At 43.3% G+C, this 18,238-nt stretch carries 11 protein-coding genes; 6 read left to right on the forward strand and 5 right to left on the reverse strand.

All coding sequences use genetic code 11. The annotated features are described in order from the left end of the window. Positions 1 to 243 precede the first annotated feature (243 nt). Together ACR8BL_RS06965 and ACR8BL_RS06970 are read left to right on the forward strand one after the other, a co-directional pair. A complete protein-coding gene (locus ACR8BL_RS06965) occupies positions 244 to 894 on the forward strand; it encodes a TetR family transcriptional regulator (RefSeq protein ID WP_434751926.1) in 651 nt (216 codons plus the stop codon). Beyond that, the gene (locus ACR8BL_RS06970; protein WP_434751927.1) at positions 895 to 2,160 is read left to right on the forward strand and encodes an MFS transporter; all 1,266 of its coding nucleotides are present in this window, start codon (positions 895 to 897) and stop codon (positions 2,158 to 2,160) included. Positions 2,161 to 2,409: 249 nt separating this feature from the next. On the opposite strand, the gene ACR8BL_RS06975 is transcribed toward ACR8BL_RS06970, so the two are convergent. Beyond that, complete coding sequence (locus ACR8BL_RS06975; RefSeq protein ID WP_434756623.1) at positions 2,410 to 3,054, reverse strand: GerAB/ArcD/ProY family transporter; 645 nt, start codon at positions 3,052 to 3,054, stop codon at positions 2,410 to 2,412. Between the two features lie 61 nt (positions 3,055 to 3,115). On the opposite strand from ACR8BL_RS06975, the gene ACR8BL_RS06980 reads away from it, so the two are divergent. Then, entirely contained in the window at positions 3,116 to 3,445 is a 330-nt protein-coding gene (locus ACR8BL_RS06980) for a hypothetical protein (RefSeq protein ID WP_434751929.1), read from the forward strand. On the opposite strand, the gene ACR8BL_RS06985 is transcribed toward ACR8BL_RS06980, so the two are convergent. The 3 genes from ACR8BL_RS06985 to ACR8BL_RS06995 all read right to left on the reverse strand — a co-directional run bounded on the left by ACR8BL_RS06985 (position 3,396) and on the right by ACR8BL_RS06995 (position 7,029). Continuing rightward, complete coding sequence (locus ACR8BL_RS06985) at positions 3,396 to 3,719, reverse strand: spore germination protein (RefSeq protein ID WP_434751930.1); 324 nt, start codon at positions 3,717 to 3,719, stop codon at positions 3,396 to 3,398. The two genes, ACR8BL_RS06980 and ACR8BL_RS06985, sit on opposite strands and share 50 nt — an antisense overlap. Positions 3,720 to 3,956: 237 nt before the next feature. Further along, positions 3,957 to 6,401 (reverse strand): flavocytochrome c, encoded by a 2,445-nt coding sequence (locus ACR8BL_RS06990; RefSeq protein ID WP_434751931.1) that lies wholly within the window; start codon positions 6,399 to 6,401, stop codon positions 3,957 to 3,959. 13 nt (positions 6,402 to 6,414) lie between these two features. Next, positions 6,415 to 7,029 (reverse strand): NADPH-dependent FMN reductase, encoded by a 615-nt coding sequence (locus ACR8BL_RS06995; protein WP_434751932.1) that lies wholly within the window; start codon positions 7,027 to 7,029, stop codon positions 6,415 to 6,417. Positions 7,030 to 7,209: 180 nt separating this feature from the next. On the opposite strand from ACR8BL_RS06995, the gene ACR8BL_RS07000 reads away from it, so the two are divergent. From ACR8BL_RS07000 to ACR8BL_RS07010, 3 genes are all read left to right on the forward strand, one after another. After that, the gene (locus ACR8BL_RS07000) at positions 7,210 to 8,139 is read left to right on the forward strand and encodes a LysR family transcriptional regulator (protein WP_434751933.1); all 930 of its coding nucleotides are present in this window, start codon (positions 7,210 to 7,212) and stop codon (positions 8,137 to 8,139) included. Positions 8,140 to 8,148: 9 nt separating this feature from the next. Further along, positions 8,149 to 9,087, forward strand: a complete 939-nt coding sequence (locus ACR8BL_RS07005; RefSeq protein ID WP_434751934.1) for an FAD:protein FMN transferase — start codon at positions 8,149 to 8,151, stop codon at positions 9,085 to 9,087. A gap of 135 nt (positions 9,088 to 9,222) precedes the next feature. Next, positions 9,223 to 9,381: a hypothetical protein gene (locus ACR8BL_RS07010; protein ID WP_434751935.1), complete on the forward strand. Its 159-nt coding sequence runs from the start codon at positions 9,223 to 9,225 to the stop codon at positions 9,379 to 9,381. Positions 9,382 to 9,842: 461 nt separating this feature from the next. On the opposite strand, the gene ACR8BL_RS07015 is transcribed toward ACR8BL_RS07010, so the two are convergent. Continuing rightward, entirely contained in the window at positions 9,843 to 17,879 is an 8,037-nt protein-coding gene (locus ACR8BL_RS07015; RefSeq protein WP_434751936.1) for an immunoglobulin-like domain-containing protein, read from the reverse strand. Between the last annotated feature and the right edge of the window lie 359 nt (positions 17,880 to 18,238).

Here is an 18,238-nt window from a genome sequence, read left to right on the forward strand (position 1 = left end):
CCTCAGAATCATATATTCGACGTTATTGCATATTAAATATTCGTTGTTAAATGATTTCTATGTTTCTTTTATTGAAATTTAAGGATTTTAATGAAAATATCTCATATTAGAGTATATTATATCAGCAATTCCTCAAACAGATCAATTTTTATTTTTACCCCATTGCCCATTGCAAAATGAATCCAGTGTCATTTATATTATAATAAATCACGATTCATTTTAAAATAGGGGGGAACTGACCTGATGTCTCCGAAGTTATCCGACGATCAAAAGGAACAGCGGAATCTGCAAATTCTTGAAGCAGCCAAGCGTGCATTTGAACTAAAGGGCTATGGGGCAACAACACTAAAAGATATTGTCGAAGAAGCCGGTATGAGCAGAGGCTGGATCTATCTGTATTATCAAAGTAAAGAAGAAATCTTTGAGGCACTGCTTCATTGGCAAGATATGCGGCACAAAGATTATATCGAAACATTAATCCATTCGTCGTTATCCATCTGGAAAATCATTCAGCATCTCTATGCACAGCAATTGGAGGATCTGCTCCGATTTCCCAATGCCGGACTGCAGTCCGCTTTCTATGAGTACTCCCTGATTGGCTCACGGGATGAGGAACGCCGGGGCTTGCTGATTGAGCGCTACGATTCGGGTATCGCCCACTTTGCAACCTTAATTCGGATCGGCATAGAGCGGGGTGAGTTCTCACCTGACATGGAAGCTATGGACATCTCCAGACTCGCTGCATCGTACCAGGAAGGTATCATGACACACTCCATCACTGTAGGTACGAAGAAGGCAAAAACCAGCATGCAGTTTGAAGCGTTGATCGCGTATCTAAAAACGCTACTTCACCCAGTGACAGTTCACGAACCTGACCATCTGGAGGGAAATTAAATGAAGGAACTTTTCCGTAACCCTACTTTTTTGAAGCTCTTTCTGGCGACCTTCACTTCACAACTGGGAAATGTCGTTGGAAATATGGCATTCGCTTATTATATGGTGGATCGCTTCAGTAACCAGCCGTCGTTAGCCAGTATGGCAGAGCTTATGTATTCACTTCCAACCCTGGCTGTATTCTGGATTGTTGGTGTGATTGCTGACCGTTTTGATCGTAAACATATCGCCACATACAGTGACTGGATCAGAGCGCTGTTAACCTTGTTATTGTTACTTTTTGTTCACTACGACGTGCTGTTTATGTGTTTTCTGATCCTGTTTCTGCGTAGTTCCGTCTCCAAGTTTTTCGGCCCAGCCGAAATGGGGCTTCTCCAAGGCAGCATTGGTCAAGATCAGTACGTTCACGCTTCCGGACTAATTCAGATCATTTCAGGAGTATTCATGCTTTTTGGACTGAGTTTGGGAGCAACGGCTTACCATTTCATTGGTATCGAGGGTGCCATTATGGTGGATTTGTTCAGTTTCCTGTTGTCTGGTTCACTGCTCGCCTGGGCCAATTTCCCCGAACACGCACGTATGCCGAATGGAAAGAATCGTGTACGTGACCTTCGATTTTCTATTGTCATTAAAGACTTCTGGCAGGGGCTTCAATATATAATACATAACCGGCTCCTGCTTGTTTTAATTAGTGGATTCATGTTTTTTGGAGTAGTTAACGGTGTGTTTTCCGTCCTGCCGATCTTTTCAATGAAGTACAAACTTAGCCCGGATCAGTATGTTTTCCATTCATCACTTGTCACCGTCTTTATGGGGATTGGCTTTTTGATTGGCAGCATATTTGGTCCAATTCTGATCCGCCGTTACACAAGGATGCCAATTCTTATCACTTGTCTATTTATGGCAAGCCTGCTTTTGACGGCATTAGGTCTCACAACTCGTGTAGAGTTCTATTTCGTTATTATTCTCGCCGCGGGCATCGCGATTGCACCCATTAACATTGCGCTTGGAAGCTGGCTTCCGGAGCTTGTTCCGCCTCAGAATATGGGACGTGTGAATTCACTCATCGAACCCGTTATGATGCTCGGTCATTCAATCGCACTGGGGACGATTAGTTTGGCTTTCCCTGCATGGATCAACGTGACATGGCTTCATCTCACACTGGCTATATGCACAATCGCCGTTAGTTTCTTCTACTTAAGATCACTTCCGGGGCTTGTTCGCAAAACAATGACACCTGCAGCTGCTGAACAGGCTTCACCATAAATTTATCTTTAAAATCAAAATACCCCCTGAAATAAATATCGGATAAACTACAGCGTTATCCCGATGTTTATTTCAGGGGGCACACAATCAGCTCCCAATTCATATTGCCACCATTCCTATCTCATCATGCTCAACTTGTTGTCTTCGGTTGCTGCTTCTGACTCCTCTTCTTTCTGTTACGAATGGATCCCGCAACCCATAACAACAGTGGCACTAAAATAAAAATAACGGGCAGATTAAAGGGTACGGCTACAATTTTCGGAAAAGAATAGAACTATCCACAAAGTTCCGTGGCAGCATGGATAATATAATAGCTATGGGAGCTGCGATAAAAATAAAGCTGCGCCATCGCTTGATCCCAAGCCACTTGGCAGTCCCATAAGATGCTGCGAACAAATATAACGACACCTTGATGAAAATACCCATAATCCAGATGGCGACTACGACCGCGTCAAGATTTTGCAAAAAACCGAAGGAAATAAAACGTACCAGATTAAGAAACGGATACGTTTGTCTGGATGCTGTTGAATAAAGAAAAATGGCGATGCATTGCATCGCGGAAAGAAGTGTGAAGAGCCCTGCTATGACGGAACCTAGAATAGCGCCCTTTACACCTTTTCGTGGATCAGCAACGAAAGACAGAATCATCATGAGCAGTATATTGTCTCCTAGAAATGAAGCAGTCGGCAAAGCTCCCTGCAACAACACAGACAAGGTGTTGTCCATAATAATTGGCTGCAGATTGTTTAATTGGATTTGGGAAATATTGAGGAGCAGAGGCACCATAATGCCGAGCAAGATTAGAGGGCCGAGCAGCGCCGCTTTACTTTCATCCTCCAGCATCTCCATTAAATGGGCCATCGATGAATTGATACTCGTTTTGTTGACAGCCATCTCACGTAACGGATGTATTCCGTTCCAGAATAGAATGTTTCTCTAGTACCTCTCCATTGAAGTGAGTGTTCAGATCTTGATCCCTCAAGGTTCAACGCAAAGTCGTCAGGCAGGTGGAGAAGCAACGGGCGGGAGTGGCACGACATTTGTGCAATCTGCCCAGGGTGTCAATATAGCGGATGCGCTAGCCCAATTGCAAATGAAGTTTTCACGCAAAATTTTCTGGGGTCATTCCGAAGTCTACTTGTTTGGTGCAGAAAAGGTGGAGCGTGGCTTAAAGGATGACATGGACTTCCTGATGCGAGATCCGGAGCCGCGTGAGCGTGCTTATATTTTTTTCACTAAAGGGAAGGCGACTTTAACAAATCTTCAAAGCTTGTCACGATGGTAAGCTGGCTTGTAGTGACAATGGAACATATGTATGCGAAGTCAATCTGAGGTTTATCCGTACGAGCATGCAAGAGCGGGGCCAAAACATGCACATCAAGTAACGATTCATTCACCATGCCGTCAATAAACAGCAGAGATGCATCTCCGCTACCTGCAAGCGGAAACGTTCTGGTTTTGATGTCGGTTGAATGGTTATATATCGTTTTAACAATATCCACATTCACCGTCAGTTCAGTACTGAAGGGCATATCTCTGTAATCTAAAACGTCGACCATCTGAACGCTCCTTAAATAGGAACAGAATAACCATCCAATCGTGGTTATCTCCAGGTTTTTTCTGTCCTCTACGTTTCTGTGAATTAACAGTTCAACTTTTATTATTCCAGTCAAGGATATATTTTCCCGAATCGGCTATTTTATTCTCACAAAAAAACCGCTATACACTCGGAATTCCTTGTGTATAGCGGTTTATTAAGATATAAAATTAGTATCATATTATATCCGATGAGAGTTCTACTTCTTTTTACCCTCTCTCAACATCATTTCATCAACAGCTGTTTTACCAGCGATACGTCCAAAAGTAAAGATGTCCGTCAAGGCATTACCACCCAAACGGTTGCCCGCATGTATGCCTCCTGCCACTTCTCCAGCGGCATAGAGATGGGCGATTGGTTGACCGTTTTCATCCAATACACGAGTTTGGGTATCAATCTTGATGCCACCCATCGTATGGTGAACCGCAGGTTTTCTAGGCGTAGCGTAAAATGGTGCTTTTTCGACTTTTAAACTAAACGTATCCTTATGGAACTCCGGATCAAAGCCCGCATCCACGTAAGAGTTATATTTATCAATCGTCGTTCTGAGAACCTGTGGGTCCATATTCACTTTCACTGCCAGTTCTTCAATCGTATCCGCTCTGAACAGAGTACCTGCTTCGACTTGACGATCTATCTTTTCCTGGCTCGTGTTCGCTGCGGTTTTCTTGATCTCATCGTCCGCAATCAGATAAAATAAACTTCCTTGCTCTATAGCTGCTTTGGTTAATACATCCCGGCCAGAGAATTCATTAACGAACCGTTCTCCCTTTTTGTTTACAATCACAAAGTTTTCAGGAGGAACTTGCAGTCCACTGAAGAGTTCGCCCGTATCGGGGTCTGCTACAGGCATCATTTGAGTGAAACCCATGCCAGTCAGTGCAGCTCCTGCGCTCTTACCAAGCGATATTCCATCACCCGTCATCGCGTAAGAATTCGTTGTTTTGATATCATCGTCAATATGGCTCCAGTACGTGTTATATTCCTTGAGCATCTGTGTATTTGCACCAAAACCGCCGCTAGCAAGCACAACGGCTTTGGCATGCACGGTAATTTTCTGACCATTGACACCCGTTGCGATAACACCTGCGATTTTTCCATCTTCAATAATTAGCTGTTTGACCGGACTATCTGTAATAATTTGTCCGCCATTTTCTTCTACATACTTGCTAAGTGCGATGATAAAGGCAGATCCATAACTTTTGACAGGTTTATGACCACGGCGCCATAGGGCGCCAACCGGAGCAAATACGATGCTCTTATCATATTCGACACCGATCTCCTCAAGCCACGTCACACTTTCCAGGGCACGGTCTGTAAGTACTTTGACCAGATCGTATTGTCCATAGATCATGTTGCCATTCAGATCCGTACGTTTACCCCCGAAATACGTTTGCATTCTGTGCAGCAGTGATGAGTCGAATAGATAAGCTTTTTCTGTTCCGAATTTGTCCTGATACGCTGCAAACTCTTCTTTTAGTGCATGGAAATCATCGATATATTCTGGATGAATCAAGCTCTCATCGGTACTTAATAAATTCTCAATCGTCTGTCTTTCTCCTGGGTTCTCACTAAACTGTTGTTGCCATAAAGGATCTGCTGCATTGACAGGACCACCTGAACGGATCGTGTTCCCCCCAACGGCAGGGTATTTTTCAAGAACGATTGCACTTGCTCCCTGTTGTAAAGCGGTAGCAGCAGCACTTAGTCCGGCACCACCTCCACCTACAACGACCACATCACAAGTGTACTCTTCGTCGTCCTTCATCTGGCTGCTCACAGGTTTTGCACGTCTTTTCAGAATGTCCGGATTCACTCCGGCCAGCTTAACCGCCTTGGCTACCCCGTTGATGACAGCGTTACTGGTTTCAGAAGCCCCTGAGAGTGCATCCACATTGAGCGTCTGCCCCTCGATAATTTTATTCGGAATTCTTACAAAAACAACATCGGCGATGCCCTCGGTTTCCCCCTTCGCATCGATATCGATACTCTCGATTCGATTTTCACTAAAGGAAACTTTCATCGGAAGATTTCCACTATGACCTATGGCGTTGACCTCATATACACCCGGTTTATAGGTAAACTCTTCTTCTTCATTCAACTGATTTGAAATTTTGGCGAAGCGAAGGAACCGCAGGAAACATACCTCCAGGAAATCAATTGTTCCTTCATGGTTCAGCTTACCTGATTCATCAAATGCTTTATGTGCGCTCCCAAGCAAAAACTCATATCCTGGCATCACATTAGCTTCAACACCTGGTGCATCAAGGATCTGACGAAGATGTAGCTGTGCACGCGAAGAGCCTTGTGTTCCCTGTGACGCACCAATGATCATCACGGGTTTCCCTGCAAGCGGATGGATTTCATAGCTCAACCATTCAAGCAGGCTTTTAAGAGATGAAGGGATGGAATGGTTATATTCAGGAGTTGCAATAATAACGCCATCACTTGCTATAATTTTTTCGTTAAACGATTGTATAATTGCACTGTTCGTTTGGTTATCGGATTGATTAAACATTGGAACATCTGTAATTTCAAGGATTTCAATAGCTGCTCTGGATTCGAAATGTTCTTTCATGAACTGAAGCAGCTTGCGATTATACGATTTCTTAGCATTAGTACCAACGATCGCTATGATTTTCATTATGATTAGCCCCCTACTCTTGCCAGGAAAATTTTTTCGTTTTTCTCTTCAACGTCCTGTTTGACAGCAGTTCAGTGGTGATCTCCGTAAACAAAACAAACTCTCTGAAGATTTCTTCCAGTTCCGCTACTTTCTCAGCATTAATGAGACTGCCACTGTTATCAAATGCACTCTGTGATTTACCCAAAAGAAACTCGCTGCTAGGCATCATTCTCGCACCAAGCTCTGGCGAATCCAGAATTTGTTTAAGATGTGCTTGCGCTCTGGAAGAGCCAAGTGAGCCGTGTGAAGCACCCACGATGAGAACAGGTTTGTCCTTCAAGGTTTGAGTGGTGTAGCTGATCCATTCCAGTGCACTTTTCAGAACAGCAGGGATGGCATGATCATATTCCGGGGTGGCGATAATCACGCCTTGAGCTTCGGCAATTCGATCCGATAGGTCTTTTACCTTTTCAGGAATATCAACCTCGGCATCCTCTATGTCCTCTTTTTCAATAAAAGCAGGCAAATCCTTGATTTCATATAGATCAATCTTCGCCTCGCTCGAGAAATGCTTTTGCATAAATTGAAGCAGCATGCGGTTCGTTGATACATCCGAATTCGTGCCCACAATAGCTAAATAGTTCATCGTAATCCCCTTTCTGTCATTCGAAATGATATTCGTACATGTCAGACTTGTTCTTTCGGCATAACTCTAACATAGGAATGGAAGATTGATCTAATAGTTATTCATTGCAGTTTGATAACCAATTTGTTATAATCAGCTCAAATTCAAAGTTTGTTACTTTTTTCACAAAGGATGAGGAACATGTCTAAATTAGAATCTCAGGACATCTTATGTTATATCGACAGCCTCTTGAAATATAGTAATTATAGCAAAGCTGCCCAGTCACTTTATATTTCTCAGCCCTACCTCACGAAGGTGATTAAAAAAGTCGAAAGTCAGTTGAACTGTGAACTCATCACTCGCAGCAAGCTGCCGTACCGATTAACCGAGCAGGGCAAAATATATTATCAGTATTTAACTTCACTCGAACATAGTTATGCCAAACTTGTGAGGGAAATCTCATATGTATCGGATGTCGGCAACAAGGTGTTACGGATCGGGATTCTTGCCAGCCTTGGTTCTTATTTAACGCCTCTTTTTTTACCCGCTTTTTTGGATCTTCATCCTGCTTGTACAATAAACCTTGTCGAGGATCTACCTGAAAAAAACGAGAAACGCCTCCAAAACAATGAGCTGGACTTCTGGATTGGTCAAAATTCAAGTAGTATATCCCCAAACTTGAATTCCGTTAGCTGGGGCAGACACAGTTACCGAGCTGTTATTCCACGTAGCTGTGAATTATACCAGAAGGATGTTGCGGTGATTCCGGAGGGAACTTTTGATATCAGCACCATTTTGAATCAAAGGCTTATTCTAACGTCCAAAGGCTCTGCGATCCGAAAACAGATCGATCAACTACTTAGTGTGTACAAGATACAACCCAACATCGTAATGGAAAGCAACGAAATCCGCACCGTATTAAAACTTGCAAAGCATAATGTGGGCGTGGCCATTGTACCTGAAAGTGTACATATCGAGGAGTGTGCCTCGGAGTACAACATCTATCCCATTCCGATCGATAAGATCAGTCTGGATTATTTTATAGCTCACCATGGAGAAAGAAAACTGACTAGCATTGACCATGACCTTATCCATACTTTTCTGAATCATGGCCAACCATGTGCGGTATAGGAGGCTGTCATGAACACTTTTACGAAAACATTCCCTCTCATGGGAACTCAAATATCCCTCTATATCAAGGGGACAGATGCTGAAGAACTTGCTCGGGAAGCAGAAAACAGGTTGTTTCATTATGAGAAAGTCTTCAGTGCCAATAGTGATCACTCACAGCTTGCCAGGTTGAAAAAAGAAGCTGCATCTCACCCGCTCAAAGTAGACAGCGAACTGTATGATCTCATCAAAATTGGCAAAGAACACAGTATGAACGAAGATTCTTTTTTAAATATTGCGATAGGCCCTTTGATTAAATTGTGGAGAATTGGGTTCCGCGAGGCACAAGTACCAGAAGATACAGAGATTAAGAAGGTTCTGGAGCTCTTGAACCCCGAATATATACAGCTCGATGATGAGCAGCAAACCGTGCATTTACTAAGAAAAGGCATGGAGATTGACCTTGGAGCTATCGCCAAAGGTTATTTCGCCGATCAAGTAATGGCTTTTTTCGAAGGAAATGGAGTTGACTCAGCTATGGTTGATATGGGCGGAAATGTTCTTGTTCATGGTGAATCCCCGTCCGGTTTCAGTCACTGGAACGTTGGTATACAGAATCCCTTTTTGCCCAGAGGCAATCCAGCCGCACTCGTTAGCATCAGGGAGCAATCCGTTGTTACCTCTGGCATATACGAGCGTGTTTTAGAAAAGCAAGGCCAGCAGTACCATCATATATTCAGCAGCAAAACAGGATATCCCATCGAAAATAACATCGCTTCGTTAACGATTATTGCGGATAGATCCCTGGACTGTGATATCTATACAACAGAATTATTCGGGTTAGACGCGGTCTCCCTTATTCATAAAGTGAATCAAATGAAACATATCGAGGCTGCCGTCATCACTACAGATGGTGAACTGGCCTATACCGACAATCTGCAAGGAAGAATCCAAACGATATCAGGCTAAAGGTTGAACATCGAATTGAATGATGAGAATAGTTCCATTTCCGAAAGGCAGTGTGTCCGTTGCCCTATTCAGAACTAACCATCCTATAAGATAATATAGAGTATATATCAACTTTATATAAGGGATGGGATGACAATGAGTACGCTTCAGCCGATTATCCATGTCTTGCAACATTCGTCTGATGACGTCATGAAACAGTTTTTCGAGTACGAGTCGTTAATCTGGATTGATTGGAGAGAAGACGAGGGAGATATCATCCATTACTTTAACGGTCAACTGTCGGAATCTCACTAAATCCAGTGTGAAATTATCTAAATCGACAAACCAAGGGGCGTCGATATCGTGTTAAGTTCGGACGAGCGTACGCTGACGATTCCGTTCGCCGATGATCGGACTGATCGGGACAGTGCCATCCGGGCTATGGAGGAGATGTAACTAGCGAGAGTATTATGTTCTCACTCGATGTGGATGCCGTGTTCAAATTAATTGAAACAAGACAAAAAGCGCGTACCTCTGTATAGGCAACGAAAACTCGTTCTTGTACGCTAAGTTCCCCAGTGTTCCAAATAAAAAGGGGCTGTCCCAAAAGTCATGTTATGATTTTTCAGCCCCCACTTTAGACAGGAGTTCAAGCAAGAGAGAAGCCTTCAAACCCACTTTAGCGGTGGTTTTGAAGGCTTTTCCGTTCAACGTTTGGGACTGGCTTATCCGTCGGTACCCTTTTGGGACAGCTCCTTTCTCTATACTTAACGTGTCTACATCAAACTCAATAAATTATAGATCATCACTGCTGCTTCTGCACGGTTAGCATTTTTCTTCGGTGCAAACTCATCGTTACCTACACCGTTTATGAGGCCTGCTCCCTGGATTGCCTCTACCGCTTGCTTCGCATAGTTTGCGATGTTTGCTTCATCCTTGAAGGCTATAGCTTCACCACTTACCAACGCTAGCTGCTTCATGTGGATCGCCTTGTATACCATAACGGCCATATCTTCTCGTGTAACGTTCTCATGAACTCCAAATCTTCCATTTGGTTTCCCGTTCACAATCCCAAGCTTCTGCGCGGTTGCGATATTTCCATGGTACCATTCTCCTTGCTTCACATCACTAAAACTTGTCGTTGCGCTCTCATCCGATAACTCCAACATATTCATCAGCATAGTGATGAATTCTGCTCTTGTCACTTGACCCTTCGGATTAAAATCTCCGTCACCTACACCCTTCACAATACCTCTTGCTCCCAATGCCGAGATCGCATCCGTCGCCCAGCCTTGGGTCACATCCTGAAAGCTCGTTGCAACATATGCTATCGTAAACTTGCTTAGACCCGTTGGCTTGAACTCTACTTTACCTGTCGCTGCATTATATTTACCATTCGTCACGACTCTTAGCTCTCCGTTGTCCTTCACATCGTATACGATGACATTGTTTGGATTTTCCGCAGCCTTTAGTGTGTATGGCAGTGCAATCACGAGATCATCTCGGCCATCCAACTCCGCAAACTCCTTACCATCAAGCGTTAGCTTGATATCGTATACGGTCTCATCGTTTAGCCGAGCTTGTGCACTAGCTGGCAGTTGGTCAGCTGCTATTTTCTTGATAGACAATCCTAACGTTTTCCCTGCGCTTGTTCCTGTTCCAAGCCGTTCGGTTGCCACGGTTACGACCGCTGAGCCTGTGTTGATCTCAATGCTATTTATTGTAGACGTTCCACTTGTTAAACGCGGATCTACGGCTAGGTCAATTGTTAGCCCGTTCATGCTTGGATTGCCTTCAACTCGCACCTGTAGCTTACCGCCCGTCGTTTGATCAAGCGCACGCTTCACCGTATCTGCACTTAACTTCACGTCAGAAGTACCGCTCTCATTGACAACTGGCTTAATATTGATTTGGCCGTTGTCCATTACCACTGGCTCACTTCCACCTCTAGCTGGTGGTACTGTAGGTGTAGGGATGTTACCGCCACCGCCACCATTTCCGTTACCACTGTTTGGTGCTTGCGGTGTCACTGTTACCATAGCACTGAATGATAAATTACCATCTACTGTAGTGACTGTAATGCTTGCTGTTCCTGGTGCAACCGCTGTTACTCGACCTGTCGCACTTACAGTAGCTACAGCTGGATTACTTGAGCTCCAGGTTACTGCTTTTTTCGTTGCATTTGCCGGTGCGATCGTAGCTGTCAATTGCCCTGATTGACCTTCTGCGATGGTCAATGTTGTTTTGTCCAAGCTAACTCCGCTAACGGGTACCTTCTTCCCGCTGAGTGCATCATACTCACTTTGTGTAATGGGAATGACCGTTCCGTGACGCGGACTAGCTGGTAAATTGGAGTTAGAAGATACTGTCCACACACCTGATGCAAGGTTGGTTGTCTCCAATGGAATATAACCTCTTCCACCAAACTCATCTACGAATAAATACCACTTTTCTTCTGTATTCGATTTGAAGATAGTTGGACCCTCAACCCATTTCATGTTACCTACACCTTGATTAATCATCTTGAAGGTTGGGTCCAGGATCGAGCCACCCAGCTCTTGGAAAACCATCTTGCCAAATGGAGTAGCAGCTCCGTTGTCTTGCTCATCCTTCGTAAAACGATATACTTTTCCATCATGCTCAATCATCGTGGTGTCAATGATAGAATATCCATAATCCAAATATACTTTCGGTTCAGTAAACGCATAAAAATCTCTTGTCTTGCTATACATCATTTTTTGATAGGCGTTGCCTGTATGGGATGCATCATCAAACATTCGTGATGCCCAAAATACGATATATTCACCTGTAGTCTTGTCGTACATTATTTCCGGTGCCCAGGTATTACCCGCTTCTTCCGGCGCAACCTCTACCATGCGTTGATCTGTCCAGTTGACCAGATCATTCGATTCCCAAACCATAATGGAACGGCTGCCCCATGTCTGTGCTTTGCCCCAGTCACCATTGCCGTTAATTTTCAGATCGGTAGCGATCATGTAAAACTTGTCACCTTCAGGCGAACGAATAATAAATGGATCACGTACCCCCTTCTCCCCTAAGGTCGAGGTCAATACAGGTTTACCATCATTCAATTCTCGCCAGTTCAACGGATCATTACCGTTACTTAGTGCAAAATAAACTTGCTCCCCTGTTGAAGTACCTTCGCCAGTGAAATATGTGAAGAAGTATCCTGCATATTTTTCATCAGCAGGCCGTTCCTTCACCTTCGCGATAAATTCCTTCGTAGTGGATGCTGAATTTAATGTAATCGTAGCTGTAAGCTTCACGTCTACATTTCCACTACCATGCGCCGGACGTTGTACTTCACCAGTCACTGAAACAATGCTTGGTTGAACAGAAGCCCAAGTAATCGTTGTTCCATATCGTCCAGATGTCGGTAATGAGAGATGAGCTCTTACATCATGAATGTTATGAACAACTAGTGCTGTTTTTGCTTCATCTACAGCAGTGCTATCGCTCGGCAATGCCTTAACTATCAACGTAAAGGTTTTGTTAGTTGTTTCTGAACCATCTGTAAATACCGCTGTTAACGTTACAACTTGATCGCCAGTTGCGTTAGCGGGTCTAGTTACGACACCTGTAGTTGAGATTACATTGCCCTTATCTGAAGTCCAGCTTACTGTTGTGCCATAGGCACCTGATGTTGGCAAGGTTACATTGCTTGTAATTGCATCTTTGGATGTATTTGAAGCAAGGAGATCATCCATCGTTAATTTCTCTGTCGCAGCCGATACAAGCATGCCCTTCATTGAAGCAATCTTCTGATCAGCACGAGCCTTAAGTGTTGTAATATCTGAAGCCGTCATAGCACCATCATAGATTTGGAAGTCTGCAATCAACCCACCGAAGTATGGATCAGCCGGATAAAATGACTTCCCGATGTATCCACTACTGCCTGAGATATTTTTTATTTGTTCTAGTGTCATTCCATTGGTTGATCCTACTGCAACAGCAACACCATCAATATAAAGCGTTAATGTCCCCTCTGTGCCTGAAACTACAGTCGTAACTACTTTCCACTCATTATTTTTCAAGCCTGTGGTAAACGTTGAAGCCTCATTGTTCCAGGCATTCGTTGCGATGCCTAAACGGGCTAGACCGTTAGCGTTATAACGTGGTGTGAAATACGTATAGTGCGTGTTATTATTTGGTCTTCCTAGTGCATACAACCACTCCGCAGCGTTTTTGCCGTTCCAGTTCACAATAGATGAAACGGTGATATCCGTTAATCCATCGAGAATTCCTGATGGTAGCTCCACATAGGAGTCCACCCTGCCCCCGTTAAAGCTCAGCACACCAGCATCTTCTGTACGAATCCATTCTGCTTTAGACGGATTCATCCATTTCCCGTTGAAATTTCCGGTTTGGTCACTAACCGTCGCAGTCGCACGATCGATATCATTCATGTCGTAGTGCAGAATGAGCTCAGCCTTTGATGGCTGCTCTACTGGAGGCATAATGTCTTCATCCGCTAATGTTGCAATCTCTTGACTGGATAAAGCACGATTATAAATGCGGAAATCATCCAATTTACCATCAAATAGCTGATCAGAGCTATTTCTCGATTTACCAATATAATTCATCGTTGTTTCCAGTAACATTCTCGGCTCAACGTTAAATGCCGAGCTACGTTTAACCTCTTGACCATTCACATACAATACTGCCTCAAATTCATCCATAGTAATGGCAACATGTTGCCAAGTTTTCGTTGGTAATAGTCCAGCTTTTCTCACTGCATATTTATAATCCGACCCTAGTTTCGTGCTGTCATTGCCAAATTTCTCTGTAAAAGGTGTTACAACAGCGAACTCTAAACTACCTGAATCCCCTTGTGTACTCAGATACATGGTATTGCGGTTTACCTGTCTACCTGTTTCGGAAGCAAAATCAAATATTCTCTGATTTGCCTGATTTCTATCCATTTGAACCCATGTAGAGAATGTAGCCTTCTGAAGATTCAAAGATTGAATCAAGTTATCCGGCAGCTTCACATATCCTGTTGACCCATTAAGCTCTAGCGAAGCACCCGTTTTACCGATACGATCCTCTGCATTAATCGTTGCTCCACCTACGAGTATTGCGTGATGCCCATTACCCGAAATGTCGTTTAACGTGGTACCATTCACTGTATCTGCATCAAAAGAGTAATGTACAACCGGGTCTGTTGATGGTGTAGGACCTTTCCATGCATACTTCTCTTGCAAAGCATTATACTCCGCACGTGAGATTGGAATGACCGTTCCGTGCCTTGGTCCTGGCGGAAGTGCATATTGATCACTACTTAACACATTGTTCATATATTGCGTGCTACTATCCAGATCCGTTGTATATCGTACATGATATGGCCATGAATCAAGGAATAGATACCATTTGTCTTTAGTAATATCTTTGAAAATCGTTTGTCCTTCGTTATTTCCATTTTTTCCGATCAAGCCAAGTTTATTATCACGTGTTCCAGGAACAGCGTCGTATTGAAGCCCATTTGCTGCAATCCCATCCTTGTCATAATAGAAATTGGGTGCTTTCTCTACATACACTTTCGTATTCACTTCTGATTTGGTGAATCGGTACAACATATCATTGTGCTCAATAAACGTTGTATCAATGGTCGGAAGTGACTCATCAATCATGACCTTTGGCTCTGAAAAGTTGTAGAAATCTCGTGTTGTTGCGTAGTACATCACATTGTACTGCCCTGCTGGTCTTCCGTTATAATCACCGTATGTCTCTTTGTTTTTCATCGATGATGCCCAAAATACGATATACTCACCAGTTACCGGATCATAGATCGCTTCTGGTGCCCACGTATTTCCTCCCGTCCTGGGAGCAACTTTGATCATGCGCTGCTCGCTCCAGTTAACGAGATCCTCCGACTCCCAAATCATCATGTAATGACTACCCGTAATTTGAGCCTGGTCGAAATTTGTACTTTCGCCCATTTTCAAATCGGTAGCCAACATATAGAATTTATCACCTTCTGCTGAACGAATAATAAATGGATCGCGAAGTCCCTTTTCACCCATATTCGATTGAAGGATCGACTTCCCATTATTCAGTGCTTTCCAGAACAATGGGTCTTCAGCTGTAGCGAAGGCTATCTCTTCCCCACCCTCATATTCACCTGTAAAGTACGCAAAGAAGTACGCATCAAGCTGAACTGGCGCAGCTGCTTTTTTAACGGTAAGGTCAAACGTACGCTCTTTAGAAGCTGATCCATTCGTAATTGTAGCTGTTAACCTAACGGGTATATCCGTAGCTTGACGGCTTACCCAGCCCAGCTGCGTAGCGTTTCCAGCCGCTTCGTCTGTTCCTTTAACAACAGTAGATTTGCTAGACGTCCACGTAATAGTGGAGCCTTGTTCCCCCGTAGTCACAAGACGTAAATTGCCTTTAACGTTGTCTGCATTGTAGATCTCTAATTGTTCAGCATCCAGATCAACCTTCTGCTGATCATCAAATTGCTTCAAGATCGTAACAGGAAATACAGCCGCTTTAGATACTCCTTGATACGTTAAAGTAGCCGTAAGCTCTGCTTGAACATCACTGGCTTGAGCATTTGGACGTAGCACAGTGCCACCGTTAGAGATGACTGTAGGCTTATTGGAACTCCAAGTGATGGTTACGCCGTTTTTACCGATTGTCGGCAAGGTAAGGTTTTTCGTTATCTTATCTGCGCTCTGATCTGCTTCGTCTAAGTAACGATCTATACTCAGTTGATTCGCTGCATCATCAACAGTGAGCTGACGTATTTGGGAGATGTGAGTTACTGCTTCTTGTTGATATAACTCGCCCATTTCTTGCTCCGTCAACGCACGGTCATATACTCTGAAATCAGCCACGCTACCTTGAAGATACGGATCGTTCGAGAAGATTGATTTACCGATAAAACCAGAGAATGTAGAATCCGGATTAATGATGTCTGACAGCTTTAGTCCCTTCGTATTAGCAGAGGCAACCTTAGCTCCATCCACGAATAATGTCATCCTGTTGCTAGCTTCGGAGAAGGAAACTGTTACATGCTTCCACTGTCCACCGATCAGGTTGGAGTTTGCGCCACCTGTAACTAATGCTTCGTTCGGCCAGCCATTTTTAGATATACCTGTTGCAATCATATTACCTGATCCACTACCGTGACGTGGGGTTACGAAAAAATATTTGTTCGTTTCCGGTGTTAACACCGTACCCAAACCGAAAATCCAGCGATTCGTACCATCATTCGTCCAGTTCACGATGGAAGATACGGTAATCTCATTCAGACCTTGTAATAGATCCAGTCCATTGGAGCCCTTAGGAATCTCCACATATCCACTATTCGATGTAGAGCTTCCACCATTGAAGGAAATAAAGCCAACTTCACGATTTGAAATGAATTGTCCATGGTTTGGATTTTTAAATATTCCATCAAATGTGACTTTCTTGTTGGCAACATCCTTCAGTACGAGTTCACCGTTTACTTCTGCCGTCGTTTTCATGTTGTAATGAAGAAGCAGATCATCTTTTAGCAACTTTTCTTGAACGGTAATAGCTGTTAGAGCCACATAATTTCCATCCTCCGTTTGTAGCGTAATGGTTGCTGTACCTTCCCTAACCGCTGTAACGTTACCCGCTGAATTGACAGTCGCTACACCCGAGTCACTAGATGTCCAGGTAACTCTTTTATTGGTTGCATTAGAAGGTGAAATCGTAGCCACTAATGTCTCACTGTCTCCCACTGATAAACGAAGCGTAGATTCATTAAGCGAAACACCTTTAACGGCAATCTGCTCAATAGAGTCATCCTTAGGCAATAAGGTAACGATAAACTCCTTCGTTGCTTGGCTCCCACCTAAAGAAATGATTGCAGTTAACGTCACTTGTTGCTCCATTTCTCGTAAAAACACTTCTCCCGTTGAACTAATCGTACTTTCATCACTGGAAGTCCATGATATCCATGCGCCATATTTATTGGTAGAAGGAAGTTCAAGAGATTCTGTAACGGAAGATATGTCACCTAACGATAGCTCTTTTTTACTTTGTTGTACTTGCTTTTCATCGAGCGATTGTTGAAATACTCCAGCGATATCTTCACCACTTAGTGCCTCTCCGTAAATTCTTAAATCTTGAAAGCTACCGGCAAAAGTAGCATCCGCTAAATAATTGGAGCGACCGATATAAGCTTGCAAATCCGTACCAAAGCTTGCTGTTGTTTTCTCTTTGGCGACGGTGCCTATACTTACTCCGTTAATGTAACCTGTAATAGAGCGTTCTGTAATAACCGTTGTATAGTGAACCCATTGACCTTCATATTGTGACGTAGAAGTGCCTAATATGCCTACCTCAGTCGTCCAAGGCTGATCAACATTATTGCGATCTGTAAATACGGACTTAAAATCACCACTTGGATTCGATGGATTAAACAGCCAGTAATTCGTTGGTAATTTATTTTCAGCTGCTGGCGTACCATAGAATAATGCTGCGTAGTTCCCGCGTCCAGTGTTACTCTTCATCCATACAGAGATCGTTGTGTTTTCTTGATGATCAAACAAACCGGTAGGAAGTTGTACATAGTTCGTATTACTATCGGTCCCTCCCGGTAGAGTAAGACCATCGTCATACGTAATGTTGCCTACAGCCGCCCCATGCTTGCCATTACCTGATGTATCCAATACATCTTCAAGTAATGGATAATGCGCCAACATCGTTGGTGTTAATGTGTCCGCTGAAGCTTGATTGTTAAACGGCATACCCAAACTAAAACAGCTGCTGAAGGTCAAAAGTAAAACCAAAGTTATGTTTGTCATTCGCTTTCGCATAGCATTCTTCCCCTCATTTAATATTCAGAAGCATACAAACCTTAGCTTATCTTTAAAACAAGCCCACCTCACTCAAGGAGCTAGAAGACTACTTTAAAAATGAATACGCTTACATTTATTCTCATATTACGTTCTCTACGATTTCAATTCAATGTACTATCATGTTAATAACGTGGACTTTTTTATTGCAATTTGAAATTTGATGTGGACTGAAGCGTTGTCCCTATACTTCGAAGCACTCGTTTTTATTCCAAAATATACTCTACATTGAAATTAAAGGATTCAACCCCAGATAAACATAATATATATAGTTGGGCGCTTGCCAACTTGATAACGCTCCCAAATACGGATGCGAATAA

Origin of the sequence: Paenibacillus amylolyticus (assembly GCF_051136285.1) — a bacterium.
GTDB classification, from domain to species: domain Bacteria; phylum Bacillota; class Bacilli; order Paenibacillales; family Paenibacillaceae; genus Paenibacillus; species Paenibacillus amylolyticus_F.